Annotated in this window: 21 protein-coding genes and 1 pseudogene; 12 read left to right on the top strand and 10 right to left on the bottom strand. The window is 60.9% G+C overall.

Annotated elements, in window-relative coordinates:
* The first annotated feature begins 62 nt into the window (after positions 1–62).
* The 3 genes from AAIL66_RS11320 to AAIL66_RS11330 are packed head-to-tail and all read left to right on the top strand — an operon-like array spanning position 63 to position 2,426.
* Positions 63–545 (top strand): MarR family transcriptional regulator, encoded by a 483-nt coding sequence (locus tag AAIL66_RS11320; RefSeq protein WP_343496776.1) that lies wholly within the window; start codon positions 63–65, stop codon positions 543–545.
* Between the two features lie 52 nt (positions 546–597).
* On the top strand, positions 598–1,794 hold the full coding sequence (locus AAIL66_RS11325) for a multidrug effflux MFS transporter (protein ID WP_034360465.1): 1,197 nt from the start codon (positions 598–600) through the stop codon (positions 1,792–1,794).
* Between the two features lie 53 nt (positions 1,795–1,847).
* On the top strand, positions 1,848–2,426 hold the full coding sequence (locus AAIL66_RS11330) for an SMI1/KNR4 family protein (protein ID WP_034407389.1): 579 nt from the start codon (positions 1,848–1,850) through the stop codon (positions 2,424–2,426).
* 127 nt (positions 2,427–2,553) lie between these two features.
* On the opposite strand, the pseudogene AAIL66_RS11335 reads toward AAIL66_RS11330, so the two are convergent.
* A pseudogene (locus tag AAIL66_RS11335) lies at positions 2,554–2,769 on the bottom strand (SulP family inorganic anion transporter); the annotation flags it as partial.
* Between the two features lie 90 nt (positions 2,770–2,859).
* Positions 2,860–4,251, bottom strand: coding sequence for a class II fumarate hydratase (gene fumC, locus AAIL66_RS11340; RefSeq protein ID WP_034360456.1), 1,392 nt, complete (start codon positions 4,249–4,251; stop codon positions 2,860–2,862).
* A 245-nt stretch (positions 4,252–4,496) separates the two neighbouring features.
* On the opposite strand from fumC, the gene AAIL66_RS11345 reads away from it, so the two are divergent.
* The 7 genes from AAIL66_RS11345 to AAIL66_RS11375 all read left to right on the top strand — a co-directional run bounded on the left by AAIL66_RS11345 (position 4,497) and on the right by AAIL66_RS11375 (position 12,066).
* Positions 4,497–6,683 (top strand): EAL domain-containing protein, encoded by a 2,187-nt coding sequence (locus AAIL66_RS11345; protein WP_343496777.1) that lies wholly within the window; start codon positions 4,497–4,499, stop codon positions 6,681–6,683.
* A 135-nt stretch (positions 6,684–6,818) separates the two neighbouring features.
* Positions 6,819–8,372 carry a fumarate hydratase gene (locus AAIL66_RS11350; RefSeq protein ID WP_003061052.1) on the top strand — a complete coding sequence of 518 codons (1,554 nt, stop codon included), beginning with the start codon at positions 6,819–6,821 and terminating at the stop codon, positions 8,370–8,372.
* A gap of 135 nt (positions 8,373–8,507) precedes the next feature.
* Entirely contained in the window at positions 8,508–9,008 is a 501-nt protein-coding gene (locus AAIL66_RS11355; RefSeq protein ID WP_034360451.1) for an N-acetyltransferase, read from the top strand.
* A 300-nt stretch (positions 9,009–9,308) separates the two neighbouring features.
* Positions 9,309–10,028: a hypothetical protein gene (locus tag AAIL66_RS11360; protein ID WP_034360541.1), complete on the top strand. Its 720-nt coding sequence runs from the start codon at positions 9,309–9,311 to the stop codon at positions 10,026–10,028.
* A gap of 208 nt (positions 10,029–10,236) precedes the next feature.
* The gene (locus AAIL66_RS11365; protein WP_343496778.1) at positions 10,237–10,821 is read left to right on the top strand and encodes a hypothetical protein; all 585 of its coding nucleotides are present in this window, start codon (positions 10,237–10,239) and stop codon (positions 10,819–10,821) included.
* A 79-nt stretch (positions 10,822–10,900) separates the two neighbouring features.
* Positions 10,901–11,533 (top strand): DUF938 domain-containing protein, encoded by a 633-nt coding sequence (locus AAIL66_RS11370; RefSeq protein WP_343496779.1) that lies wholly within the window; start codon positions 10,901–10,903, stop codon positions 11,531–11,533.
* 11 nt (positions 11,534–11,544) lie between these two features.
* Positions 11,545–12,066 carry a DUF2199 domain-containing protein gene (locus AAIL66_RS11375; protein WP_343496780.1) on the top strand — a complete coding sequence of 174 codons (522 nt, stop codon included), beginning with the start codon at positions 11,545–11,547 and terminating at the stop codon, positions 12,064–12,066.
* 117 nt (positions 12,067–12,183) lie between these two features.
* Here AAIL66_RS11375 and AAIL66_RS11380 read toward each other — a convergent pair whose 3' ends face one another.
* The 8 genes from AAIL66_RS11380 to AAIL66_RS11415 all read right to left on the bottom strand — a co-directional run bounded on the left by AAIL66_RS11380 (position 12,184) and on the right by AAIL66_RS11415 (position 20,077).
* Positions 12,184–13,062, bottom strand: coding sequence for a TIGR00730 family Rossman fold protein (locus AAIL66_RS11380; RefSeq protein WP_003078213.1), 879 nt, complete (start codon positions 13,060–13,062; stop codon positions 12,184–12,186).
* Positions 13,063–13,279: 217 nt separating this feature from the next.
* The gene (crcB, locus tag AAIL66_RS11385; RefSeq protein ID WP_034378558.1) at positions 13,280–13,657 is read right to left on the bottom strand and encodes a fluoride efflux transporter CrcB; all 378 of its coding nucleotides are present in this window, start codon (positions 13,655–13,657) and stop codon (positions 13,280–13,282) included.
* Positions 13,658–13,710: 53 nt separating this feature from the next.
* Complete coding sequence (gene mnhG / locus AAIL66_RS11390) at positions 13,711–14,139, bottom strand: monovalent cation/H(+) antiporter subunit G (RefSeq protein ID WP_045840133.1); 429 nt, start codon at positions 14,137–14,139, stop codon at positions 13,711–13,713.
* The gene (locus tag AAIL66_RS11395; protein ID WP_003057255.1) at positions 14,136–14,414 is read right to left on the bottom strand and encodes a K+/H+ antiporter subunit F; all 279 of its coding nucleotides are present in this window, start codon (positions 14,412–14,414) and stop codon (positions 14,136–14,138) included. Before AAIL66_RS11395 ends, mnhG begins: the two co-directional genes overlap by 4 nt.
* Positions 14,411–14,911 (bottom strand): Na+/H+ antiporter subunit E, encoded by a 501-nt coding sequence (locus AAIL66_RS11400; protein WP_034360432.1) that lies wholly within the window; start codon positions 14,909–14,911, stop codon positions 14,411–14,413. Before AAIL66_RS11400 ends, AAIL66_RS11395 begins: the two co-directional genes overlap by 4 nt.
* Positions 14,908–16,740, bottom strand: a complete 1,833-nt coding sequence (locus AAIL66_RS11405) for a monovalent cation/H+ antiporter subunit D (protein WP_034407379.1) — start codon at positions 16,738–16,740, stop codon at positions 14,908–14,910. The genes AAIL66_RS11400 and AAIL66_RS11405 overlap by 4 nt, the downstream gene beginning before the upstream one ends.
* Positions 16,737–17,102: a Na+/H+ antiporter subunit C gene (locus AAIL66_RS11410; protein WP_003061035.1), complete on the bottom strand. Its 366-nt coding sequence runs from the start codon at positions 17,100–17,102 to the stop codon at positions 16,737–16,739. The genes AAIL66_RS11405 and AAIL66_RS11410 overlap by 4 nt, the downstream gene beginning before the upstream one ends.
* Positions 17,102–20,077, bottom strand: coding sequence for a monovalent cation/H+ antiporter subunit A (locus AAIL66_RS11415; protein ID WP_045840132.1), 2,976 nt, complete (start codon positions 20,075–20,077; stop codon positions 17,102–17,104). Before AAIL66_RS11415 ends, AAIL66_RS11410 begins: the two co-directional genes overlap by 1 nt.
* Positions 20,078–20,301: 224 nt before the next feature.
* Between AAIL66_RS11415 and AAIL66_RS11420 the strand changes: the two genes are divergently transcribed.
* Positions 20,302–20,766, top strand: coding sequence for a GNAT family N-acetyltransferase (locus AAIL66_RS11420; protein WP_034407377.1), 465 nt, complete (start codon positions 20,302–20,304; stop codon positions 20,764–20,766).
* Between the two features lie 49 nt (positions 20,767–20,815).
* On the top strand, positions 20,816–21,406 hold the full coding sequence (locus AAIL66_RS11425; protein WP_045840130.1) for a hypothetical protein: 591 nt from the start codon (positions 20,816–20,818) through the stop codon (positions 21,404–21,406).
* Positions 21,407–21,531: the final 125 nt, after the last annotated feature.

The following is a 21,531-nucleotide window of genomic DNA, read 5'->3' on the forward strand; positions in this document are numbered from 1 at the left end:
GTTAACAAGATAAATACTGTTTGCGCAATAATTTGAATACCAACTATTTAAATGCATTCGGAATGTCCAGCACCACCTCACTGTCCAGTCGTCAGCGCCAGCTCATGTTTGTCATGGCGCAGGTCAACAAGCAATGGCGTCGCACGCTGGACAAGGTCCTGGCACCCCTGGGTCTGACGCAGGCGCTGTGGCTGCCCCTGGTCCACCTGGAGCGCAGTGCGGGTGCCATGCGGCAAAAGGACCTTGCTCTGGCGCTGGCGCTGGACAGCTCTTCCATCGTGCGCCTGATTGACGGCCTTCAGGCCCAAGGCTGGGTGGAACGCATCGACGATGCTGATCGGCGCGTCAAGCGCATACAGCTCACGACGGCCGGACTAATGCAGGTCGAGACCGTCAAGACCATCGTGGCGGATGTCCGCAGCGAAGTCATGCAGGAGCTGCCCCCCGATCTGCTGGATGCTGCACTGGATGCACTGGAAACCATGCTGGAAAAGATGGCTGTGCTGGAAGCAAGCGCCAGCGAGGGCTCCCAGCCCGAACGCTGAACTAGCGCCACACACAACAGAACCCTCACGGCCAGTTCCGGATTTCACTTGTATGCAAAGTCCCGTCACCCCTGTACGCAAAGCGCCGCTCTGGCTGCTGGTCATGGTCACCATCGCCGGCACCATGGCCATGCATATGTTCATCCCGGCTCTGCCCGATGCAGCTCGCCACTTCGGCGCCAGCAGCGGACAGATGCAGCAGACCATCACCGTCTACATCCTCGGCCTAGCACTGGGCCAGCTGATCTACGGCCCCATGTCGGATGCACTGGGCCGCCGCCCTCTGTTGCTGGTCGGGCTGTGTCTCTACACCGTCGCCAGCCTTGCGGCCTTTCTGGCCCCCAGCGCGAATATGCTGATTGGCGCGCGCCTGATTCAGGCTCTGGGCGGCTGCGCCGGCCTGGCACTGGGCCGCGCCATTGCCCGCGACACTGCGACACCGGAAACCGCCGTGGGCAGTCTGGCCTTGCTCAATCTCATGATGATGATTGGCCCGGGCATCGCCCCCTCCATAGGCTCAGGGCTGGATGCACTGTTCGGCTGGCGCATCATTTTTGCGGTGCTGGCGCTCATGGGCGCGCTGACGGCCATCGGAGTCTGGCGCCTGCTTCCTGAGACCGGTCACCCCACCGGCAAGCTGAACTGGCGCACTGTGCGCAATGACTATCGAACCTTGCTGGGTTCACCCCAGTTTCTGGGCTTCGCCATAGGCGGCGGTAGCGCCACCACATCCATGTACGCCTTTATTGCTGCAGCGCCGTTCATCTTCATCGAGCAGTTGCACACCAGCAAGGCGCAGCTTGGAATCTACCTCGGGGTGCTGATGGCCGGCATGGCTGCAGGCAATGCGCTGGCACGCCAGCTCATCAAACGCTGGCCACTGGAGCGGCTGATACTGGGCGGCAATATGCTGAGCCTGGGCTGCGCGGCAGCACTGGTAGTCCTGACGCTGCTGCAGCTGATCAACGTGCCCGCTGTCGTGACATTGATGCTGCTGTTTACCTTGGGTTCCGGCATGACCAGCCCTGCCGCACTCTCCAAGGCTCTGGGCGTGCACAGCGATTTGACGGGATCGGCCGCCGGCGTCTACGGCTTTTCCCAGATGGCCGTTGGCGGTCTGTGCACGCTGGGAGCCAGCCTGGGCAGCAGCCCTGCTCTGTCGGCCTTTGCCGTGCTGCTGATTGCCTGCGTCGTGGGTCAACTGGGCTTTCGCAGCGCGCTCAGGATGAAACCGGCCTCTAGTGCTTGATGGAAAATCGTAAACAGCTATATATTCAGTAGCAAACAGATTCAAGGAGCACCATGTCATCCATTGCCCAAAGCTGGCAGCGCATCAGCGCCTGGTATGCCCAGAACACCCCCAAAGACACTCTGGTCTTGGCCGATGGCGCCAGCGAGGCAGAAATTGCCGAGCTGGAAGCCGCCCTGGGTCAGCGCCTGCCGGACGATGTGCGTGAGTCACTGGCCCTGCACAACGGCGCGGCCAATGAGGCCTATCTGCTGTACTTTGGCGAGCTGCTGTCCACACAGCGCATGCTGGAGGTCTGGCAGATGTACGCGGACATGCAAAAGAGCGAAGGCTGGGGGCTTGGCCCGGACTACAACCCTGACTATCTGCAAGGCCCCCTGCGCCCCGTGTACTGGGATGCACTGCGTATTCCCCTGACCGACAACTGCGGCGATGGCGCCATGCTGGACCTTGCGCCAGCGGCTGGTGGCCATGCGGGCCAGATCATCGAGTTTGATCACGAGGCAGGCCCCAAGGGCGTGTTTGCACCCAGCTTCTCGGCCTGGCTGGCGCTGCTGGCCGACGAGCTGGAGCAAGGCAAGCATGTCTATATCGAAGACGCAGGCTGCGTGGCACCGCCGGGCACCTGGTGAAAATCGGCGTTCAAGGCCTGCACGGCATCGTCCACGCTCCAGGCTGAATAGCAGTCGGGGTTGAGCCCCGCATCTGCACGCGCTGCAGCAGCTCGCGCAGACTGTCCTTGACGCGGGCCAGCCGCAGCAGCACAGCCGCTGAGAATGAGGTCGACGACACAATCGCAAAGCAGCTGGTACCGAGCAGCCCATAGACCAGCAAGCCCGCAAACAGCGCAATCACCCCGGCCTGGGGCGGCGCACCGGCAATGCCAGAATAGGCCACGGCCTCGGGCAGCAGCAGCTCCGCGATAGACAGGCCCGCAATCCAGTCCGCGCCCACAGGCATCCAGCGCGCAGTCATAAAGGCTTGTGCAGATTGCTGGTCACACCTGAACAGCCGGGCAAAAAGAAAAGAGCCCGGCAGGCGGGCTCTTTTCAGGACGGAACCGGCTTACAGATTGCCGACCATCTGCTCGGGCACGACCCACCGATCGAACTGCTCGGCCGTCACATGGCCGCTGGCAATGGCCGCGTCACGCAGGCTGCTGCCCTCCTTGTGCGCCTTCTTGGCAATATAGGCTGCCTTGTCGTAACCGATATGCGTGTTGAGCGCTGTCACCAGCATCAGCGAACGGCCTACCAGTTCGTCAATGCGCGCACGGTTTGGCTCTATGCCCACGGCGCAGTGATCGTTGAAACTGACCATGCCGTCGGCCAGCAGGCGCACGCTTTGCAGGAAGTTGTGCGCCACCATGGGGCGGAACACATTGAGCTCGAAGTTGCCCGAGGCTCCGCCGAAATTGATGGCCACATCGTTGCCGAACACCTGGGCGCAAAGCATGGTCACGGCTTCGGACTGCGTGGGATTGACCTTGCCCGGCATGATGGACGAACCCGGCTCGTTCTCCGGGATCGAGATTTCGCCCAGGCCGCTGCGCGGCCCGGATGCCAGCCAGCGCACGTCGTTGGCGATTTTCATCATGCTTGCAGCCAGCGTCTTGAGAGCGCCATGTGCATAAACCAAGCCGTCGCAGCTCGCCAGGGACTCGAACTTGTTGGGCGAGGTGACAAACGGGGAGCCCGTCAGTCTGGCCAGTTCTGCCGCCACGCCTTCGGCGTAGCCTTTGGGGGCATTCAGCCCCGTACCCACGGCCGTCCCCCCCAGTGCCAGCTCATACAGATGCGGCAATGCGGCCCGCACATGGGCTTCGCCATGGGCCAGCTGGGCAACCCAGCCGGATATTTCCTGACCCAGCGTCAGCGGCGTGGCATCCTGCAAATGCGTGCGACCGATCTTGACGATATCGGCAAAGGCTTCGCTCTTGGCCAGCAGCGTGACACGCAGCTTGGCGATGGCGGGCAGCAACTTGTGCTCGATGGCCGTCACCGCAGCCACATGCATGGCCGTGGGATAGACATCGTTGCTGGACTGGCTTTTGTTCACATCGTCATTCGGGTGCACCAGACGGGCTTCACCGCGCTCGCCGCCCATCAGCTCGCTGGCCCGATTGGCCAGCACCTCGTTGACGTTCATATTGGTCTGGGTGCCGGAGCCGGTCTGCCAGACCACCAGGGGGAACTCATCGGGGTGCTTACCCGCGAGCACCTCATCGGCGGCCGCATTGATGGCTCTGGATTTTTTCTCGTCCAGCAGACCCAGCGCCTGGTTGACGCTGGCGGAGGCCTTTTTGACCTGCGCCAGCGCAGCAATGATTTCACGCGGTTGCTGCTCGCCGCTGATGTCAAAATTCTGCAGCGAGCGCTGCGTCTGCGCGCCCCAGAGCTTGTTGGCGGGTACATCGATCAGGCCAAAAGTGTCTTTTTCCTGGCGGGTGACTGTCATGGAATCGCTCCTTGCAATACAACTCGGCGCAGCTGGCTGAAGAAATCTGGCTGCCGTTGGCCGCAAACGGAAGTCGACCCACCGCCAGGCAGGCCACTTCCACAACCGGTCCATGCTAGCTCAGCCCGGCAGGCGGCAAGCACAATCGAGGCAACACCCCTGCGCCGGCAAGGCCAGAAATACATAGTTACATTAAATCAATGTCGGACAAAGAATCCGACCGGCCTTGCTGGCCCGCCACATCAATGTTCACTGACCTTTCCACCCCCATCGCCACCACCGTCATGACATCAAGCTACAGCACGATGATGGTGTGTGTCTCCATCGTCATCGCGGTATTTGCCTCTTTTGTGACGCTGGGTCTGGCCCGTCGCATGCGCATGGCCTCGGGCAGAATCGGACGCATCTGGTGGGCCATCGGCGCCATGGTGATGGGCACGGGGGTCTGGGCCATGCACTTCATCGGCATGCAGGCGTTTGAGCTGCCCATCACCCTGGGCTACAGCGGTGCTCTGACGCTGGCCTCCTGGGTCGCGGCAGTCGCGGCATCGGCATTGGCCTTTGGAGTGGCAACCAGGGCCGAATACCGCTGGCCTCATTTTCTGGGCGCCTCGCTGCTCATGGGCGGCGGCATCTGCGCCATGCACTACCTGGGCATGCTAGCCATCGAGATGTCCATCCCGATTGCCTGGGACTGGCCGCTGGTGGCGGCCTCCGCTCTGATCGCTGTACTGGCCTCGGCCACGGCGCTGACTCTGTTTCGTGCACTTTTTTCGCTCTCCGGCAAGCGGCTGTGGCTGTTCCAGACATTGGCGGCACTGGTCATGGGCTTTGCCATCTGCGGCATGCACTACACCGGGATGTCGGCGGCCAGCTTTGCCAGCGGCTCGGTCTGCCTGAGCGCGGAAGCCCTGAGCGGCCCCGAGCTCACCACCATCATCATCATCACCACGGTCATGCTGCTGATTGCGGCGATGTTCAGCACCTTGCTCGATGCGCGCCTGCAAAGCACAGCCTTCAAGCTCAATCAATCGCTGCAGGAAACCAATGCCAAGCTGCAACTGGCCAATACCGAGCTGCGCCAGCGCGCCTTTGCCGATCCGCTGACCAATCTGCCCAACCGGCTGCTGTTCGAAGACCGCCTCATCCATGCCCTGCTGCGCCTGGAGCGCGCCAACCGCTCACGAATCAAGGAGCGGCTGGGAATCTTGTTTGTAGATCTGGACGGATTCAAGCCCATCAATGACTCCTTCGGTCATGCAGCAGGCGACCAGATCCTCATCAGCGCGGCCGAGCGCCTCATGGCGGAAGCCCGCAGCAGCGATACCGTGGCCCGCGTGGGCGGGGATGAGTTCCTGGTGCTGCTGGAGGACACCCAGGACGTGGCCGCCTGCATGGCGGTGGCCAATCGCATTCTCAAGGCGCTTAGTCAGCCCTTTCGCCTAGGCAACAAGGAGCTGCAGATCACCTGCTCCATCGGCATCGTGGCCTTTCCCGACCATGGTGACCGCGACCACCTGATCGCCAATGCCGACGCCGCCATGTACGCAGCCAAACGCAATGGCGGCAACGGTTTTGCAGTGTTCGAGCCGCATATGGGCAGCGATGCCTCCGAGCAGCTGGAGCTGCAAAACGACCTGCGCCATGCCATTCAGCGCGGTCAGATGGAGTTGCATTACCAGCCCAAGATCGACAGCGAGCGCGGCAACATCATCGGGGTCGAGGCGCTGCTGCGCTGGGCTCACCCCGAACGCGGCATGATAGCGCCCGATACCTTCATCCCTCTGGCCGAGCGCTTCGGCATCATCAACAGCCTGGGCAACTGGGTGATCGAAGAAGCCTGCCGCCAGTTGGCCCTGTGGCGCGATATGGGACTGCAGATGCGGGTGGCGATCAATCTTTCCGTGCACCAGCTGCGCGAAAGCGGCCTGGCAGATCGCATCACCCAGACGCTGCTGCGCCACGACGTACAGGCCAGCCAGCTGCTCTGCGAGATCACCGAATCCGTGGCCATGGAAGACACCCAGGCCACGCAGCGCGCAATCGAGGAATTGCGCGACATCGGCATCTTTCTCTCTATCGACGACTTTGGCACCGGCTACTCCAGCCTCAACTACCTGCGTCAGTTGCCCGCGCAGCAGTTGAAGATCGACCGCAGCTTCATCCGCGACCTGGAAACCGAGGAAGATGCCCGCGCCGTGGTCCATGCCGTCGTGCGCCTGGCCCATGCCCTGGGCCTGCGCGTGGTGGCCGAGGGGGTGGAAACTGCGGGTCAGCGGGACATCCTGATCGACATGCAATGCGATGAGCTTCAGGGCTACTTCTACGCGCGCCCCATGTCGGCGGACAGCCTGCTGGCCTGGGCAAGAGGCGATCGCCGAGGTGGTCAGGCCGATTTCTCGGCCTCCATCCTCGGCGCACTGACCGGCTAAACGCCGCACAGCACCCACCAGTCATATATAAGACTGGTGGGTTATGGCTGCAAGAATTGTCGTCTGGACCGATAATCGATGGGTTTACCGTGCGCGCCCCACGCGTACAGATTGCAACCCCCGAGAAGCTTCACGATGACCACCTCCATCCGCCAGCAGGACCTGATCGATTCGATCGCAGGTGCCCTCCAGTACATCAGTTACTACCATACGCCGGATTTCATCCAGCATCTGGCCCGCGCCTATGAACGCGAGCAAAGCCCTGCGGCCAAGGATGCGATGGCACAGATCCTGACCAACTCCAAGATGGCGGCCACCGGCCAGCGCCCCATCTGCCAGGACACCGGCATCGTCAACGTGTTCCTGAAAGTGGGCATGGACGTTAAGTGGGAAGGCTTCACCATGGGGTTGGAAGACGCCATCAATGAAGGCGTACGCCGTGGCTACAACCACCCCGACAACACGCTGCGCGCCTCCGTCGTGGCCGATCCCCAGTTCAAGCGCAAGAACACCAAGGACAACACCCCCGCCGTGATCAATGTGCAGATCGTGCCCGGCGACAAGGTGGACGTGACCGTGGCCGCCAAGGGCGGCGGCTCCGAGAACAAGTCCAAGATGATCATGATGAACCCCAGCGACAACATCGTGGACTGGGTTCTGAAGACCGTCCCCACCATGGGCGCAGGCTGGTGCCCGCCCGGCATGCTGGGCATTGGCATCGGCGGCACGGCTGAAAAGGCCGTCCTGCTGGCCAAGGAAAGCCTGATGGAAGACCTCAACATGTACGAGCTGCAGCAAAAAGCTGCCAGCGGTGCAGAGCTCGACGACGTGGAAAAGCTGCGCCTGGAACTGTTCGAAAAGATCAACGCCCTGGGCATCGGTGCCCAAGGCCTGGGCGGCCTGACCACGGTGCTGGACGTCAAGATCAACATGTACCCCACGCACGCGGCCTCCAAGCCCGTGGCCATGATTCCCAACTGCGCCGCCACGCGCCACGCCCACTTCGTGATGGATGGATCAGGCCCCGTGCACCTGGATGCCCCCTCGCTGGACACCTGGCCCAAGATCGACTGGCACCCCGACTACAACAAGTCCAAGAAGGTCGATTTGAACAATCTGACCAAGGAAGAAGTGGCCAGCTGGAAACCCGGCGACACACTGCTGCTCAACGGCAAGATGCTGACCGGCCGCGACGCTGCCCACAAGCGCATCCAGGACATGCTGGCCAAGGGCGAGAAACTGCCTGTGGACTTCACCAACCGCGTGATCTACTACGTAGGCCCCGTGGACCCCGTGCGCGACGAAGTGGTCGGCCCTGCAGGCCCCACCACGGCCACCCGCATGGACAAGTTCACCGACATGATGCTGTCGCAGACCGGTCTGATCTCGATGATCGGCAAGTCCGAGCGCGGCCCCGTCGCCATCGAGGCCATCAAGAAGCACAAGAGTGCCTATCTGATGGCCGTGGGCGGCGCCGCCTACCTGGTCTCCAAGGCCATCAAGCAAGCCAAGGTCGTTGGCTTCGAAGACCTGGGCATGGAAGCCATCTATGAATTCGACGTGGTAGACATGCCTGTCACCGTGGCCGTGGATGCCGGCGGCACCAGCGCCCACATCACCGGCCCCGCGATCTGGAAGGAAAAGATCGCGACCGGGGAATTCAAGGGCATTGAAGTGGCCGGTGTGTAATCACCCAGCAGGCCCCGCCATAAAGAACCGCCTTCGGGCGGTTTTTTCGTCCCGAAGCTTAAAGAAAGCAGTTGAAATAGGCTGATGGGCCGAATTGGCCTTTTCCCGATATTTTTCGAAACCCCAATCCAACGCATGCATATCCGAGCAGAACTCCCCACCGATGCCAAGGCCATCGAGCAAGTGACGATCCAGGCCTTCAAGGACGCACCGCATACCGATCACACCGAGCAATTCATCGTGCGTGAGTTGCGCGCAGCCGGGGCGCTTGCCCTGTCCCTGGTCGCAGAGATTGACGAGCAAATCGTCGGGCATGTCGCCATCTCTCCCGTCACCATCAGCGACGGCAGCCAGCACTGGTTCGGCCTGGGCCCCATCTCCGTCATTCCCCAAAGACAGCGACAGGGTATTGGCAGTGCACTCATGCAGGCAGCCATCAGCGCTCTGCAAGCGCAGTCTGCGCGGGGATGCGTGCTGCTTGGCGATCCGGACTACTACCGACGCTTTGGTTTCCGGACGGTGCCGGGCCTGGTGCTGCCCGGAGTGCCTGCCGAGTACTTTCAAGCACTGTCTTTCGAAGGCCTGCCGCCGCAAGGCGAAGTGAGTTATCACAGGGCATTCAACGCCCGGGACTGAGCCTGCCGGTTTTGAAAGTCTGTCGGCTCGGCGGCGAGGCGGCATCCACACTCGGCCATCGGCGCAGCACCGATGACAAAGCCGATGTGCTGGCCAAGCCGACATGGGGTACACAGCCGCCATCAGCAAGCAAAGCTTTCGGGGTTCACGGCAACGCGATGCCTAGTCTTCGTCGAAATCAGGGCTTCTTGGTAAATACGAGACACAGATACCAAGCATGCTAATTAAGATATGCGACAGAGTGGGTATTTGTCTGACGCCGTCCAGAATGATTTGCATCGCAAGCACAAGGAGTTCAGCATGAGCCATGTCGCAGCAAAGATGGTGACCGGTGCGCTGGTGGCGCTCTCGGGCTTTGCTTCCGCACAGACTCAGCAGCCATCGGCTGCGCCCAAACCGCTGCCCTCCCCTGCGACTCAGGTATTGGTCCCCCAGGGAGTCTATGCGCAGATCGACACCAGACTGGGGCAGGAGGCGCTTCGCTTGCTGTCGCAGGGTACGCCTCAGCAGCAGCAAGCCGTGCTCGAGCGCATACGCGCCGCGCCCGAGCGCTTTCAACCGCCCGTGTTCTATGTGCTGTCGCAAACACTGTTCAAGGCAGGTCTGCGGGACGAGGCTGCCTTCTGGTTCTACGCCGGCCAGCTGCGTGCCCGCTTCGACGCCAATCGCTGCGCCGACGTCACTGCCAGACAAGCGGTCGATGTGATGAATCAGAGCTATGGAGCCCCCATCAACCGCCATCTGTTTCAGGATCTGGACAAGGCTCAGGAGTTGATCGCCAAGGTTGTGGACTGGGATCGCCGCACACCCCACGCCTACGACCCGCACTGGATCAATCTGCACGGGATGCAGGCGGTGCAGGCCTCCCGGGACCCGCAACTGGCCGCCAGGCTGACGATGGAATCGCTGAGCCTGCCAGCCGCGCAGTGGCCTAGCCTGGCCGAGCAGACGCGCACCAAGTATCTACAGGGCTATCAGGAAGCCATCAGCCAGCTCAAAGCCGAATCAAAATCCAAGTGAACGATCGCTTCCGGCCCGCCGAAATCAAAGTCAAAGGTTCTATATCCCTTATGTAGAAATCGCTTGCGGCTACTCTTTTTGAATAATCTTCCGGCAAGACTCCACGCAATCTTGATGGCAGCCCCTATTGGCGCATGCCCTGTTTGCTCTACGATGACTCAGACCTCTGCACCCTGGGCCACTGCAATGCCACTCAAAAGGAGTCCTCATGCACAAGATTTTTGCGCTGTTGACGACCACCGCCCTCGTCGCCGTGCTGACCGCCTGCCTGGTACCTGAGCGCTTCTCCGCCAACGTGGAAGTGCAGGCCGATGGCAGCTACAGCTACCGCTTTGACGGCACGGTGGTGAATGCCCTGGCCGTAATGAAGCTCAGAAAACAAGGTGTGCTGAGCGAGAAAGATCACCAGGAGCTGGCGGCGCAAGCGCAGCAACTGAGCCGCGAACCCGAGGTCAGGAAAGCCGTCTACAAAGGCAATGCGCGCTATGCGCTGGAGATTGCCGGCCAGCGAAAGCCCGGTGAAGGCCTGCAACTGCTGGACATGTTCACCGTGCAGACCGACAGAAACGGCGTGATGACGATTGCCGCCAAACCGCTCAAGGACAAGGAAAAGAGAGACTTCGCGCAACTGGGCATCACCATGAACGGCAGCCTGAAGGTCAGCCTGCCCGGCAATGCCGAGGTACTCTCGCAAAACGCCAGCTCCACGCCCACGCTGGGCCTGGGCGCGTACAGCTGGAAAATCGGCAGCCTGAACGTACGACCCGAGATCAGGCTGCGCTTAAAACCGTGAAGGCTGTCGCAGTGCTCGGACTTGGCATTTCGGGAGAAGATGCCTGCACGATTTCCCGTGTCTGCCCGCCAAGACCCTTATGACCCCAAACCTTCCATCGACAGCCCTGCAACTGCCTTTTTCCCAGGCCTGCGAAAACAATCAGGCCGCTATTCTCGAAGTGCTGAAGTTCGCTTTTCAGCACAGCCGGCATGTGCTGGAAATAGGCTCCGGCACCGGGCAGCACAGCGTGTACTTCGCTCCGCGCCTGCCGCAGCTGGTCTGGCAGACCAGCGACCTGGCCGACAGTCATGCAGGCATCCAGGCCTGGCACGCCGCCCATGGAGCACCCAATCTGCGTGCTCCGCTGGAGTTCGACCTGGCAGCCGATGCCTGGCCCGCAACCACGGATCCATCAGGCTTTGATGCCGTCTTTACCAGCAACACCTGCCATATCGTGGCCTGGCCGCTGGTGCAGCGCATGTTTGATCTGGTGGGCTCGCACTTGCCCGAAGGCGGCGTGTTTGCCATCTATGGCCCGTTCAACTACGGCGGCCACTTCACCAGCGACAGCAACCGCACCTTCGACGCCTGGCTGCGCCAGCGTGATGCGCGCAGCGGCCTGCGCGATTTTGAAGCCATCGTGGCCCTGGCCGGTCAGCACGGCCTGCAGCTTGAACTCGATCAGGCCATGCCGGCCAATAACCGCACGCTGGTCTTTCGCAAACGCTGAACTCTTACACCATGGCCGCCATCTTTGCCTACCAATGCAGCAAATGCGATCAGATTCACGAAGGATCGCCAAGCTTTGCTTTCGATGCCCCTGCACCCTACCGACGCCTGAGCGAGCAAGAACGCGAGGAATGGGCCGAGCTGAGCGACGAGCTCTGCGTCATCGCCCACCCCGAAGGCACGCAATACTATGTGCGCGCCCTTCTGGAAGTGCCGATCCATGGCCTGGACGAGCCCTTTCTCTGGGGCATCTGGGTGTCGGCCAGCGAAGCCAGTTTTCAGCGCTATCTGGACTCCTTCGACAAACCTCCCGAAGACCCGATTTTCTTTGGCTGGCTGTCTAATCTGATTGCCGTCTACCCCACGCAAAAATCACGCTCGGCCGACGTGCATATCCAGGCCGACGGCACACGCCCGCGCGTGGTGCTGCACCGCTGCGATGAGGAAAGCGATGCGCTGGTCGTCGATCAGCATGAAGGCATTTCGATCGCGCGTGCCCAGCAACTGGCCGAGCAGTCGCTGCACGGCATTTAAGCCGAACCAGGCCCAAGCCTCATCAAGAGCTATCTTCATGCATTGATGGACAACAAAAAACCGCCAGAGGAAAATCTTCTGGCGGTTTCTGGCCGTTTGGTGATCAGGCGTGACTGCTTATCCGTTGTTCCAGCCAGTCTGGTAGAACTGCTGGATGAAGGACCAGGCCTCGGCCGGATCGTCAGTGTAGCGGAACAGGTTCAGATCCTTGGCGGAAATGGTGCCCTCTTCCACCAGCACGTCGAAGTTCAGCACCCGCTTCCAGAACTCCGTGCCGAACAGGATCACGGGCACGGGCTTGCTCTTGTGGGTCTGCACCAGCGTCAGCACTTCAAACAGCTCGTCCATGGTGCCGAAGCCGCCAGGAAAGGCCACCAGCGCCTTGGCGCGCATCATGAAATGCATTTTGCGCAGTGCAAAGTAGTGGAACTTGAAGCTCAGCCCCGGCGTGATGTAGGGGTTGCCATGCTGTTCATGCGGCAGATAGATGTTCAGCCCCACATTGGGAGCACCCGCATCATGCGCGCCGCGGTTGGCCGCCTCCATGATGCCGGGGCCACCGCCCGTGCAGATGTAGAAGCGCTCGCTGGGCGCCTGCTTCATGCCTTCGGTCGCCACGATGCGCGCAAAGGCGCGTGCCGCCTCATAGCGCTCGGCATTGCGCATGCCGCGTTCGGCCAGCGCCATGCGCTGGGTATCGCCGCTGGCCTTGGCTTGCGCAAGCTGCTCGCGCGCCTGCTCCATATCCACAAAGCGTGCGCTGCCGTAGACAACCACAGTGTGCTCGATGCCGCGCTCGATCTGGGTCAGATCTGGCTTGAGCATTTCCAGCTGCATGCGGATGCCACGGGTTTCGCGGCGGAACATGAACTCCGGATCGGCGAATGCAAGGCGGTTGGATTGAGGTTCCAGCTCTTTGCCGTTATGGGCCTGGTTGTGCAGCTCGGCCCAGGCATTGGCCAGATCGGTATCGGACAGGGGTGAAGAAATTTGCATGGACCCTCGGTTCTTAGAATGCTGAGCAGCACGGACTACAGCCATCCCTAAAGATTTCGTAGCGCTGACCGCCCATCCGTCAAGTACTTCAAGCTCAAATGCACCTGTAGTGCAGATGATGCTTGCACTATACGCTCACAAAGCTATAGCCCTGGAGAGTATTTCGCCTCTAAACGCTGAAGCAGTTTGCCGCAATAGTGGCAAATGGTCTGCCAGCTTAACGGCTGAACCCGATGCTCCAGCTGAGCATACCCATGTAGGTCATGAACAGAGAGCCGACCAGATGCACACAGGCCCAGCCCAGGGCTGCGGCCAGGCGCTGCTGCTGCAGCAGGCCGATGACCTCGGCCGAGTAGCTGGAAAACGTGGTCAGAGCACCGAGAAAGCCGGTGATGATGGCCAGTTTCCAGGCCGGGTCCAGCTGGGGCATGGCCTGAAACAGCGCGATGAAGACGCCGATCAGATAGCCGCCGATCAGATTGGCGGCAAGAGTGCCCCAGGGCATGCTGGCTCCGGCACTCAGCCACAGTCCCAGCCCCCAACGCGACAGGGCGCCTAGGCAGGCACCGATGCAGATGGCAACAATATTGAGCATGGCTGCCAATCTAGCGCAAGACTGCGGCCCTGAAAGGCTTGGGCGGCAGGATTTCAGGCTTTATGCGCCGCAGGCTTTTCATCGGCCTCGGCGGCCTCTTCCTCGTCCAGGGGTTCGTTGCGCACCAGGTTGCTGAGCGTGGGCGGTACGCTCTCTCCTGCCCGCCGCGAGCGAAACAGCGCAGCGCGCATGAGGAAGATGGTGGTGATGGGCACGGTCACGGCAATGAAGATGGCAATCAGCACCGAGTGCATGACAAAGCCCTGGCCGCTGACGGAAAAGTAGATCCAGGTGGCATGCATGATGAGCCAGCAGCCCATGGTGGCGATGATGGAGGGCGCGTGCACGCGCTCGAAATAGCTTTTGAGCCGCAGCAAGCCCACGGAGCCCATGAGAGCAATCAGCGAACCACCGAAGACCAGGGCCGCCACCAGAATCTGGGCCCACAGCGGCAGATCCACGCCAATGACCTCGGTACTCATTCGATCACCTCGCCGCGCAACAGGAACTTGGCCATGGCCGTGGAGCCGACGCAGCCGAACAGAGCCACCAGCAAGGCTGCCTCGAAATAGTTGGTGCTGTCATACAGAATGCCCATGACCAGCATGGCCAGCATGCCGTTGAGATACATGCAGTCCAGCGCCAGCACGCGATCTTGCGCATGCGGCCCCTTGAGCAGGCGCAGCACCGAGCAACCCATGGCCGCCAGCAGCATGACCAGAGATGCCATCAGCACCCAATAAAACCAGGGGTTCATTCAAAAATCTCCATCAGCAGGCTCTCGTAGCGGGACTTCACAAAGTCGGCCATCTGCTTGGCATCCTCCACCTCCAGCGCATGCAGCAGCAGCATGGAGCGGTCACGCGAAATTTCGGCCCAGGAAGTGCCGGGCGTCAGGCAGACGATCATGGCCAGTACTGCCAGCCCGTTGGGATCGCGCAGCTCGAGCGGAATATGGACAAAGGCCGCCGGGTGCTTGCGCATGCGCGGCAGCAGCAGAAAACGCACCACATTGAAGTTGGAGACCGAGGTGTCGCAGACCACACGGAATGCCAGCTTAAGAATGCTCAGCGGATGGCTGACCCGCACCGGCAAGGGGCGCAGGCCGCGCAGCAGCACGGGAATCAGCAGGCCCAGGATCAGGCCCAGCAAGATCTGGCCGGCACTGACCGAGCGGTTGAGCAGCAGCCACAGCACCAGCAGAGCTACCGACAGCAGCGGTGCCGGGAAGATGGATTTCATGATGTTCTTCATGGGCGGCCCTCCTCTTTCTGAGCCGAGGCGGCGGTCTGGGTAGCGGCATCCTGCGCAGCTTCGCTTTCATCGCCGATACCGGGGACGGGCTCCGCCTGCATTTCCAGCGCGGCAGCACGTGCCGCCGCCTCGGGACCCGCAGCCTCCTGAGCCTTCTTCTCCTTGGGCGCAGGTACCGGAGCAAGACCCAGGACGGTACGCACATAGACATCGGGCGAATGCAGGGCATTGGCCGCTCGCTGGGTATAGCGCATCACATCATCAGCCTTGACCGTCAACACCACACAGCACAGCAGCAGTGCAACGATGGGCAGGCCTTCCGCCACCTTGAGTGATGGCGCGCTCTGCTCCGGATTGGCCCAGAAATGTCGGATGCCGGCGCGCGTGAGTGCCACCAACGCCATCAGACCGGTGATGATGAGCAGGGCCACCATGCTCCAGCCCAGCGGACCGGCCTTCACACCACTGGATGTACCCATGCCCAGCGGATTGAGCAGACTGGTCAGCATTGCGAATTTGCCGAGAAAGCCGGCCAGAGGCGGCAGGCCCGAGATCAGCAAGGTGCAGGCCATGAAGCTCAGACCCAGAAAAGCCGCCGCTGCCGGGAAGGCCCGGCCGATCATGAGTTCTTCATCATCGTCGAGATTGAAGCCTTCGGTGGGCAACAGCTCTGCATTGAGGAATGGCGCTTCATCATCCTCATAGGGCTCGCCCGCGTCATCATCCACGCGCCAGCGGTCCACCACATCGGCGATCAGGAACAGGGCCGCAACTGCCAGCGTGGAGCCCGGCAGGTAATACAGCAGGCCGGCTGTCAGCAGATTCTGGCCAAAGCCCGTCGCGGCCAGCAGGGTACCGGACGAAAGAATGGCAGCGAAGCCCGCCAGATGGGTCAACCGTTGCGAGCCCAGCATGCCTATCGCACCAAAGGCCATGGTCAGCATGCCGCCCACGATCAGCCAGGTACTGCCAAACAGGGCCGATGCCCCGGCTTCCGAGCTGAACAGCAAGGTCCACAGGCGCAAGATGACATAGACCCCCACCTTGGTCATGAGCGCAAACAAGGCTCCCACCGGCGCAGTCGCCGCGCTGTAGCCAGGAACCAGCCAGAAATTCAGCGGCCACAGCGCCGCCTTGATCAAAAATGCCGTTCCCAGCACACCCGCTGCCGCATGCAGCAAGCCGCGGTCGGCGTCCTGCACCTGCGGAATGGCGCGGGCCAGATCGGCCATATTGAGCGTTCCGGTAATGCCGTAGAGCATGGACACGCCGATCAGGAACAGCGAAGACGCTGCCAGATTGATGGCGATATAGTGAAGGCCGGCCTGAATGCGCGTGCTGCCGGAACCATGCAGCAGCAAACCGTAAGAGGCGGCCAGCATGATCTCGAAGAACACGAACAGATTGAACAGATCGGCCGTGATGAAGGCACCGCTGAGCCCCATCAACTGCAGCTGGAACAAGGGGTGGAAGTGCACCCCGGCCTTGTGCCAGCGCGCAGCGGAAAACACCAGCGCCGCCAGTGCCACCACATAGGTGACCAGCAGCATCAGAGCAGTCAGCCTGTCCAGCGCCAGCGCGATGCCAAAGGGCGCCGGCCAGTTGCCGGGCATATAGACCGACATGGTGACGGCAGAGCCCGCCTGGTTGGTCCAGCCCAGCAGCATGACCACGATCACCAGACTGATCGTGGTGGACAGGATGTTCATGCCCAGCTTCAGGCGCTGACGCTCTTCACGCAAAAACAGCATCAGCGCTGCCGTCAGCATGGGCAGCATGATGGGAGCCAGCATCAGGTGCGGCATCAAACGCTCGGTCCACCCGGTCATAGCATTTCCTGTTCGGTACGCGAGTGCACGCCATCCACATGGTCGTTTCCAGAAGCGCCGCGCGATGCCAGCAGCACGACCAGGAACAGCGCCGTCATGGCAAAGCCGATGACGATGGCTGTCAGCACCAGGGCCTGAGGCATGGGGTCTGCATAGTGCGACAAATCGGTCGGCACACCGTTTTGCAGCACCGGCACCTTGTTGATCGACAGCCCCTGACGTCCCATGGAGAAGATGAACAGATTGACGGCATAGGACAGCAGCGCCAGCCCCATGATGACCTGGTAGCTACGCGGGCGCAGCAACAACCAGACGCCCGAGCCGGTGAGCACACCGATGGCAATGGCCAAAACGATTTCCATTACATACCTCCCCTTGCCAGTGCTGCAGCCGTGGCTGCCTGCACCTCGGCCTCGGCCTTTTTGGCCTCTTGTTCCTGCTCTTCCAGCAAGCGTGCATGGAAGCGGTGTCCGCGCACCGATTGGTGGGCTATCGCCGTCAGGATCAGCATGGTGGAGCCCACCACCAGCGCAAACACCCCGATATCGAAGAAGGTGGCGCTGGCGAGATGCACATGTCCCACCAACGGCAGCGAAAAGTCAAAGCTGTGGCTGGTCAGGAAGGGGTAGCCAACGGCCACCGAGCCCAGGCCTGTGCCCAGCGCAAAAAGCAGACCCGCGGCAATCCAGCGACGTGGATACAGCGGCAGATGCGCCTCCACCCAATGCGTGCCCGAGATGATGTATTGCATCAGCAAGGCGACCGAAAACACCAGCCCCGCCACAAACCCGCCGCCAGGCTGGTTATGGCCGCGCACAAAGATATAGGCAGCCACCAGCGTCGCAAACGGCAGCAGCAATCGCACCAGCACGGCTGGCACCATCAGGTAGCCCACGGCTGTATCGCTGGCATTGCGCGGGTTGAGCAGGTCGGTCTGCAAATCGCCAGGCACATAACGCTGCTGCTCCGGGATGTCCATGGCCTCGCGTGCCGGACGGAAGCGGCGCAGCAGCGCATAGATGACGATGGCCACAATGCCCAGCACCACGATTTCGCCAAAGGTGTCAAAGCCGCGGAAGTCCACCAGCATCACATTGACCACATTGGTGCCGCCACCGCCGCCCAGCGCGTTTTCGAGGAAAAAGGTGGAGGTGCTTTCATAGAAAGGCCGGCTCATCATGGCAAACGCCAGCCAGGCCATACCGCCACCAGCAATCAGCGACAGCACCAGATCGCGCAGGCGGCGTGCCTTGGCCCTGGCATCGGCGTTATCGGCCGTGCGCATATTCTTGTCCCGCTTGGGCAGCCAGCGCAGCCCCAGCAGGATCAGCACCGTGGTGGCGACTTCCACCACCAGTTGAGTCAGAGCCAGATCGGGAGCCGAGAACCAGAGGAAGGTCAGCACCGTGCACAGGCCCGTGCCGCCGAGCATGATCAATGCAGTCATCCGGTGGTACTTGGCTTTCCAGGCCGTGCCCAGCGCACACAGGCAGCCAATCGCCCAGAGCAGGACAAAAGCCGAAGACACGGGCAAAGTGCCGCGATTGCCCAGCTTCATGCCCCATAGCCACATTGGCAATGCTGCTGCCACCAGAGCAACGCAGACCAGCCACAGCATCTGCCACTGCAGGCGGCGCGTGGACAGATTGCGGCGCCCCGCCCGGCCCAGCCAGGTGATGCGAGCCAGCAGACTCTCAAAAATCCTGCGACCGCTGACACGGCCCAGCACGGGCGTCGTATCAAAGTGTCCGACCGTGCGCTGCCAGCGCAGCATGGTGTAGAGCAAGATACCGCCAGCCAGCGCCACCAGGCTCATGATGAGCGGCATATTCCAGCCATGCCAAATGGCCAGGCTGTACTGCGGCAAGTCACCGCCTACGACTGGAGTTGCAGCGACAGCCAGAAAACCGCCCACTGCCCAGGCCGGGAAGATGCCGACGATCAGGCAAGCCAGCACGAGCAGCTCCACCGGTACACGCATCCAGTGCGGCGGCTCGTGCGGCTCGTGAGGGAGATCGTTTGCCTGGGGCCCAAAAAAGACATCGAACGTAAAGCGCAGCGAATAGGCCACGCTGAACATGCCCGCCACGGTCGCAACCACGGGTAGCACAGTCTTGACCCAGGGTGCTGCATCCAGATAGACGGTCTCGGCAAAGAACATTTCCTTGGAGATGAAGCCGTTGAGCAAGGGCACGCCGGCCATGGCGGCACTGGCCACACAGGCCAGCGTGGCCGTGATCGGCATCATGAAGCGCAGGCCCGAGAGACGCCTGATGTCACGCGTGCCGCTTTCATGGTCCACGATGCCAGCAGCCATGAACAGCGAAGCCTTGAAGGTCGCATGGTTCATGATGTGAAACACCGCCGCCACGGCGGCCAGCTTGCTGTTCAGGCCCAGCAGCAAGGTAATAAGACCCAGGTGTGAAATCGTCGAATACGCGAGCAAACCCTTGAGATCATGCTGGAACATCGCGCAATAGCCGCCAATCAGCAGCGTCATGGCACCGGCTCCACCGACCAACCAGAACCATGCATCGGTGTCTGCCAGCACCGGCCACAGCCGTGCCAGCAGAAACACACCGGCCTTGACCATGGTGGCCGAGTGCAGATAGGCCGACACGGGCGTGGGAGCCGCCATGGCGTTTGGCAGCCAGAACTGAAATGGAAATTGAGCACTCTTCGTTAGCGCACCAAGCAAAATCAGCACCAATGCCAACAGATAGAGGTGACTATCGCGAATCTGCTGCCCTGCAGCCAGAACATTGTCGAGGTCATAGCTGCCCACGATATGACCCAGCACCAGCATGCCCACCAGCATGGCCAGCCCGCCCGTTCCCGTGACCGTCAAAGCCATGCGTGCGCCCCGGCGCGCATCCTTGCGGTGATACCAGTAGCCGATCAGCAGGAACGAAAAAAGACTGGTCAGTTCCCAGAAAAATACCAGCTGAATGATGTTTCCCGAGAGCACCACCCCCGCCATGGCCCCCATGAAGGCCAGAAAAAACGAGAAAAAGCGCGGTACAGGATCAGTGGGCGACATGTAGTAGCGCGCGTAAAGCACCACCAGCGCACCAATGCCGAAGACCAGCATGGAGAACAGCCAGGCGAACCCGTCCATGCGGATCACCAGATTCAGCCCCAGCGCCGGCAGCCAGGAAATCTCCTGCCTGAGCACCGCTCCATCGGCCATTTCCGGGAACAGCATCCCTACCTGAATTGCGCATATCAGCGCAATGACACCCGCGAGTGTTGATTCAGTATTGCGCGCATTCGCAGGCAATAAAGCAGCCAGAAGGCTGCCTGCAAAAGGTAGGAGGATGAGGTATATCAAGGGCATGGGCGGATCATTCTAGAGGTTGACGTTATTTTTTCCGCTATAAAAACCTGAGCATTTCACAGACTTTAGACCACAGTTCACCTTTAGTTGATGACAGAAAATCCATCAAAACAGCGGGTTGCATGCAGATAAAGAAGTGCTTCCACAGCCGCCCTTGCGCGCGGCACCGGTGTCATACATCTGCTGCAAACCATTTTTGCCAAACTCAATCAATCTGCCAACCCATGCATGTACGCAGCTATCGCCCCGGAGATGAAGTCGCGCTATGGCAGGTGTTTCACGATGCTGTTCATCAGCTGGCAGTGAATCACTACAGCCAGGTGCAGCTTGACGCCTGGGCGCCACAACATCCCGACTGGATGGAGTGGCGCCAGCGCATCCAGGCACTCAAGCCTTTTGTCGCTATCTGCGCCAATGACTCACCCATGGGTTATGCCGATCTGCAGGCCAATGGCTATATCGACCACTTTTTTGTAGCTCCGCAATACGCACGCCAAGGCGTGGGCCGATTGCTGCTTGCACATATCGAACAAGCAGCACGGCAAAACGGCCTGCCTGAGCTGACCGCCGATGTCAGTCTCAATGCCCAGGCTTTCTTCGCTCATTTCGGCTTTGAGCTACAGCGCCAGCAAATCCCCGTCGTACGTGGCATTGCCCTGAGCAACGCGCGTATGCGAAAAACTCTTTGAACCTGGCTCAGATCAAACTACCGGCAGCACCCCAACCGATGCAACAAGCATGAACTGGCTCTGGAAACCTGAAACATCCAATCCACAGAAATGGCTGATCGTCGCTTTCATGGCGGTGATGGTGGGCGCACTCGCCCCCATTTTCTGGCGCAGCTTCATACCCGATGCGCATTGGCAGCTGATCGCGCTGTATCTGGCGCTGGCACTTACGGCAGCCGCCGGCATCTGGCTGCTGCGACTCCATAGGCTGGGACTTTGGCAACCGGCAGGCCCCTGGCTCAGCTACGGCCCCATCAAGCGCTGGCTGATGGCCTTGCTATGCACCGCTTTCATGGCTTTCATGCTCTGGCTCAACCTGGCAGCAACCCTGCCCATGGCCTACACGGCGGTCCTGGGAAGCAATACCAGCATGCAAACCATTGCCGAGAAAAAACGGGGCACAGGCCGCCATGCCTGCCGCCATCAGCTCAAGCTGCCCGAAGTCGACTACCTGTTTTTCGAGTTCTGCATTGATGAAGATGGCTACGACAGCCTGCCATCTGCCCCATTGCCCGCCTCGCTGTCCATGCGCGAAAGCTACTTCGGCAGGCTTGTGGACAGCATTCGTCTGGCGGCCCCACAGCAAAAAGATGAGCACTGATCGCTGTGCCACAATAAAAAAATATCTGATTGACTGCTGAAACCACCAGCAAACAAGCGCTTTCAGCTCCTTTTTTATCTTTTCAAGCCGTCATGCAAATTCTTCTTCCGCCACTGATGCTGATT

Source organism: Comamonas sp. F1-6 (assembly GCF_039581415.1).
Taxonomy (GTDB): Bacteria; Pseudomonadota; Gammaproteobacteria; order Burkholderiales; family Burkholderiaceae_C; genus Comamonas; species Comamonas thiooxydans.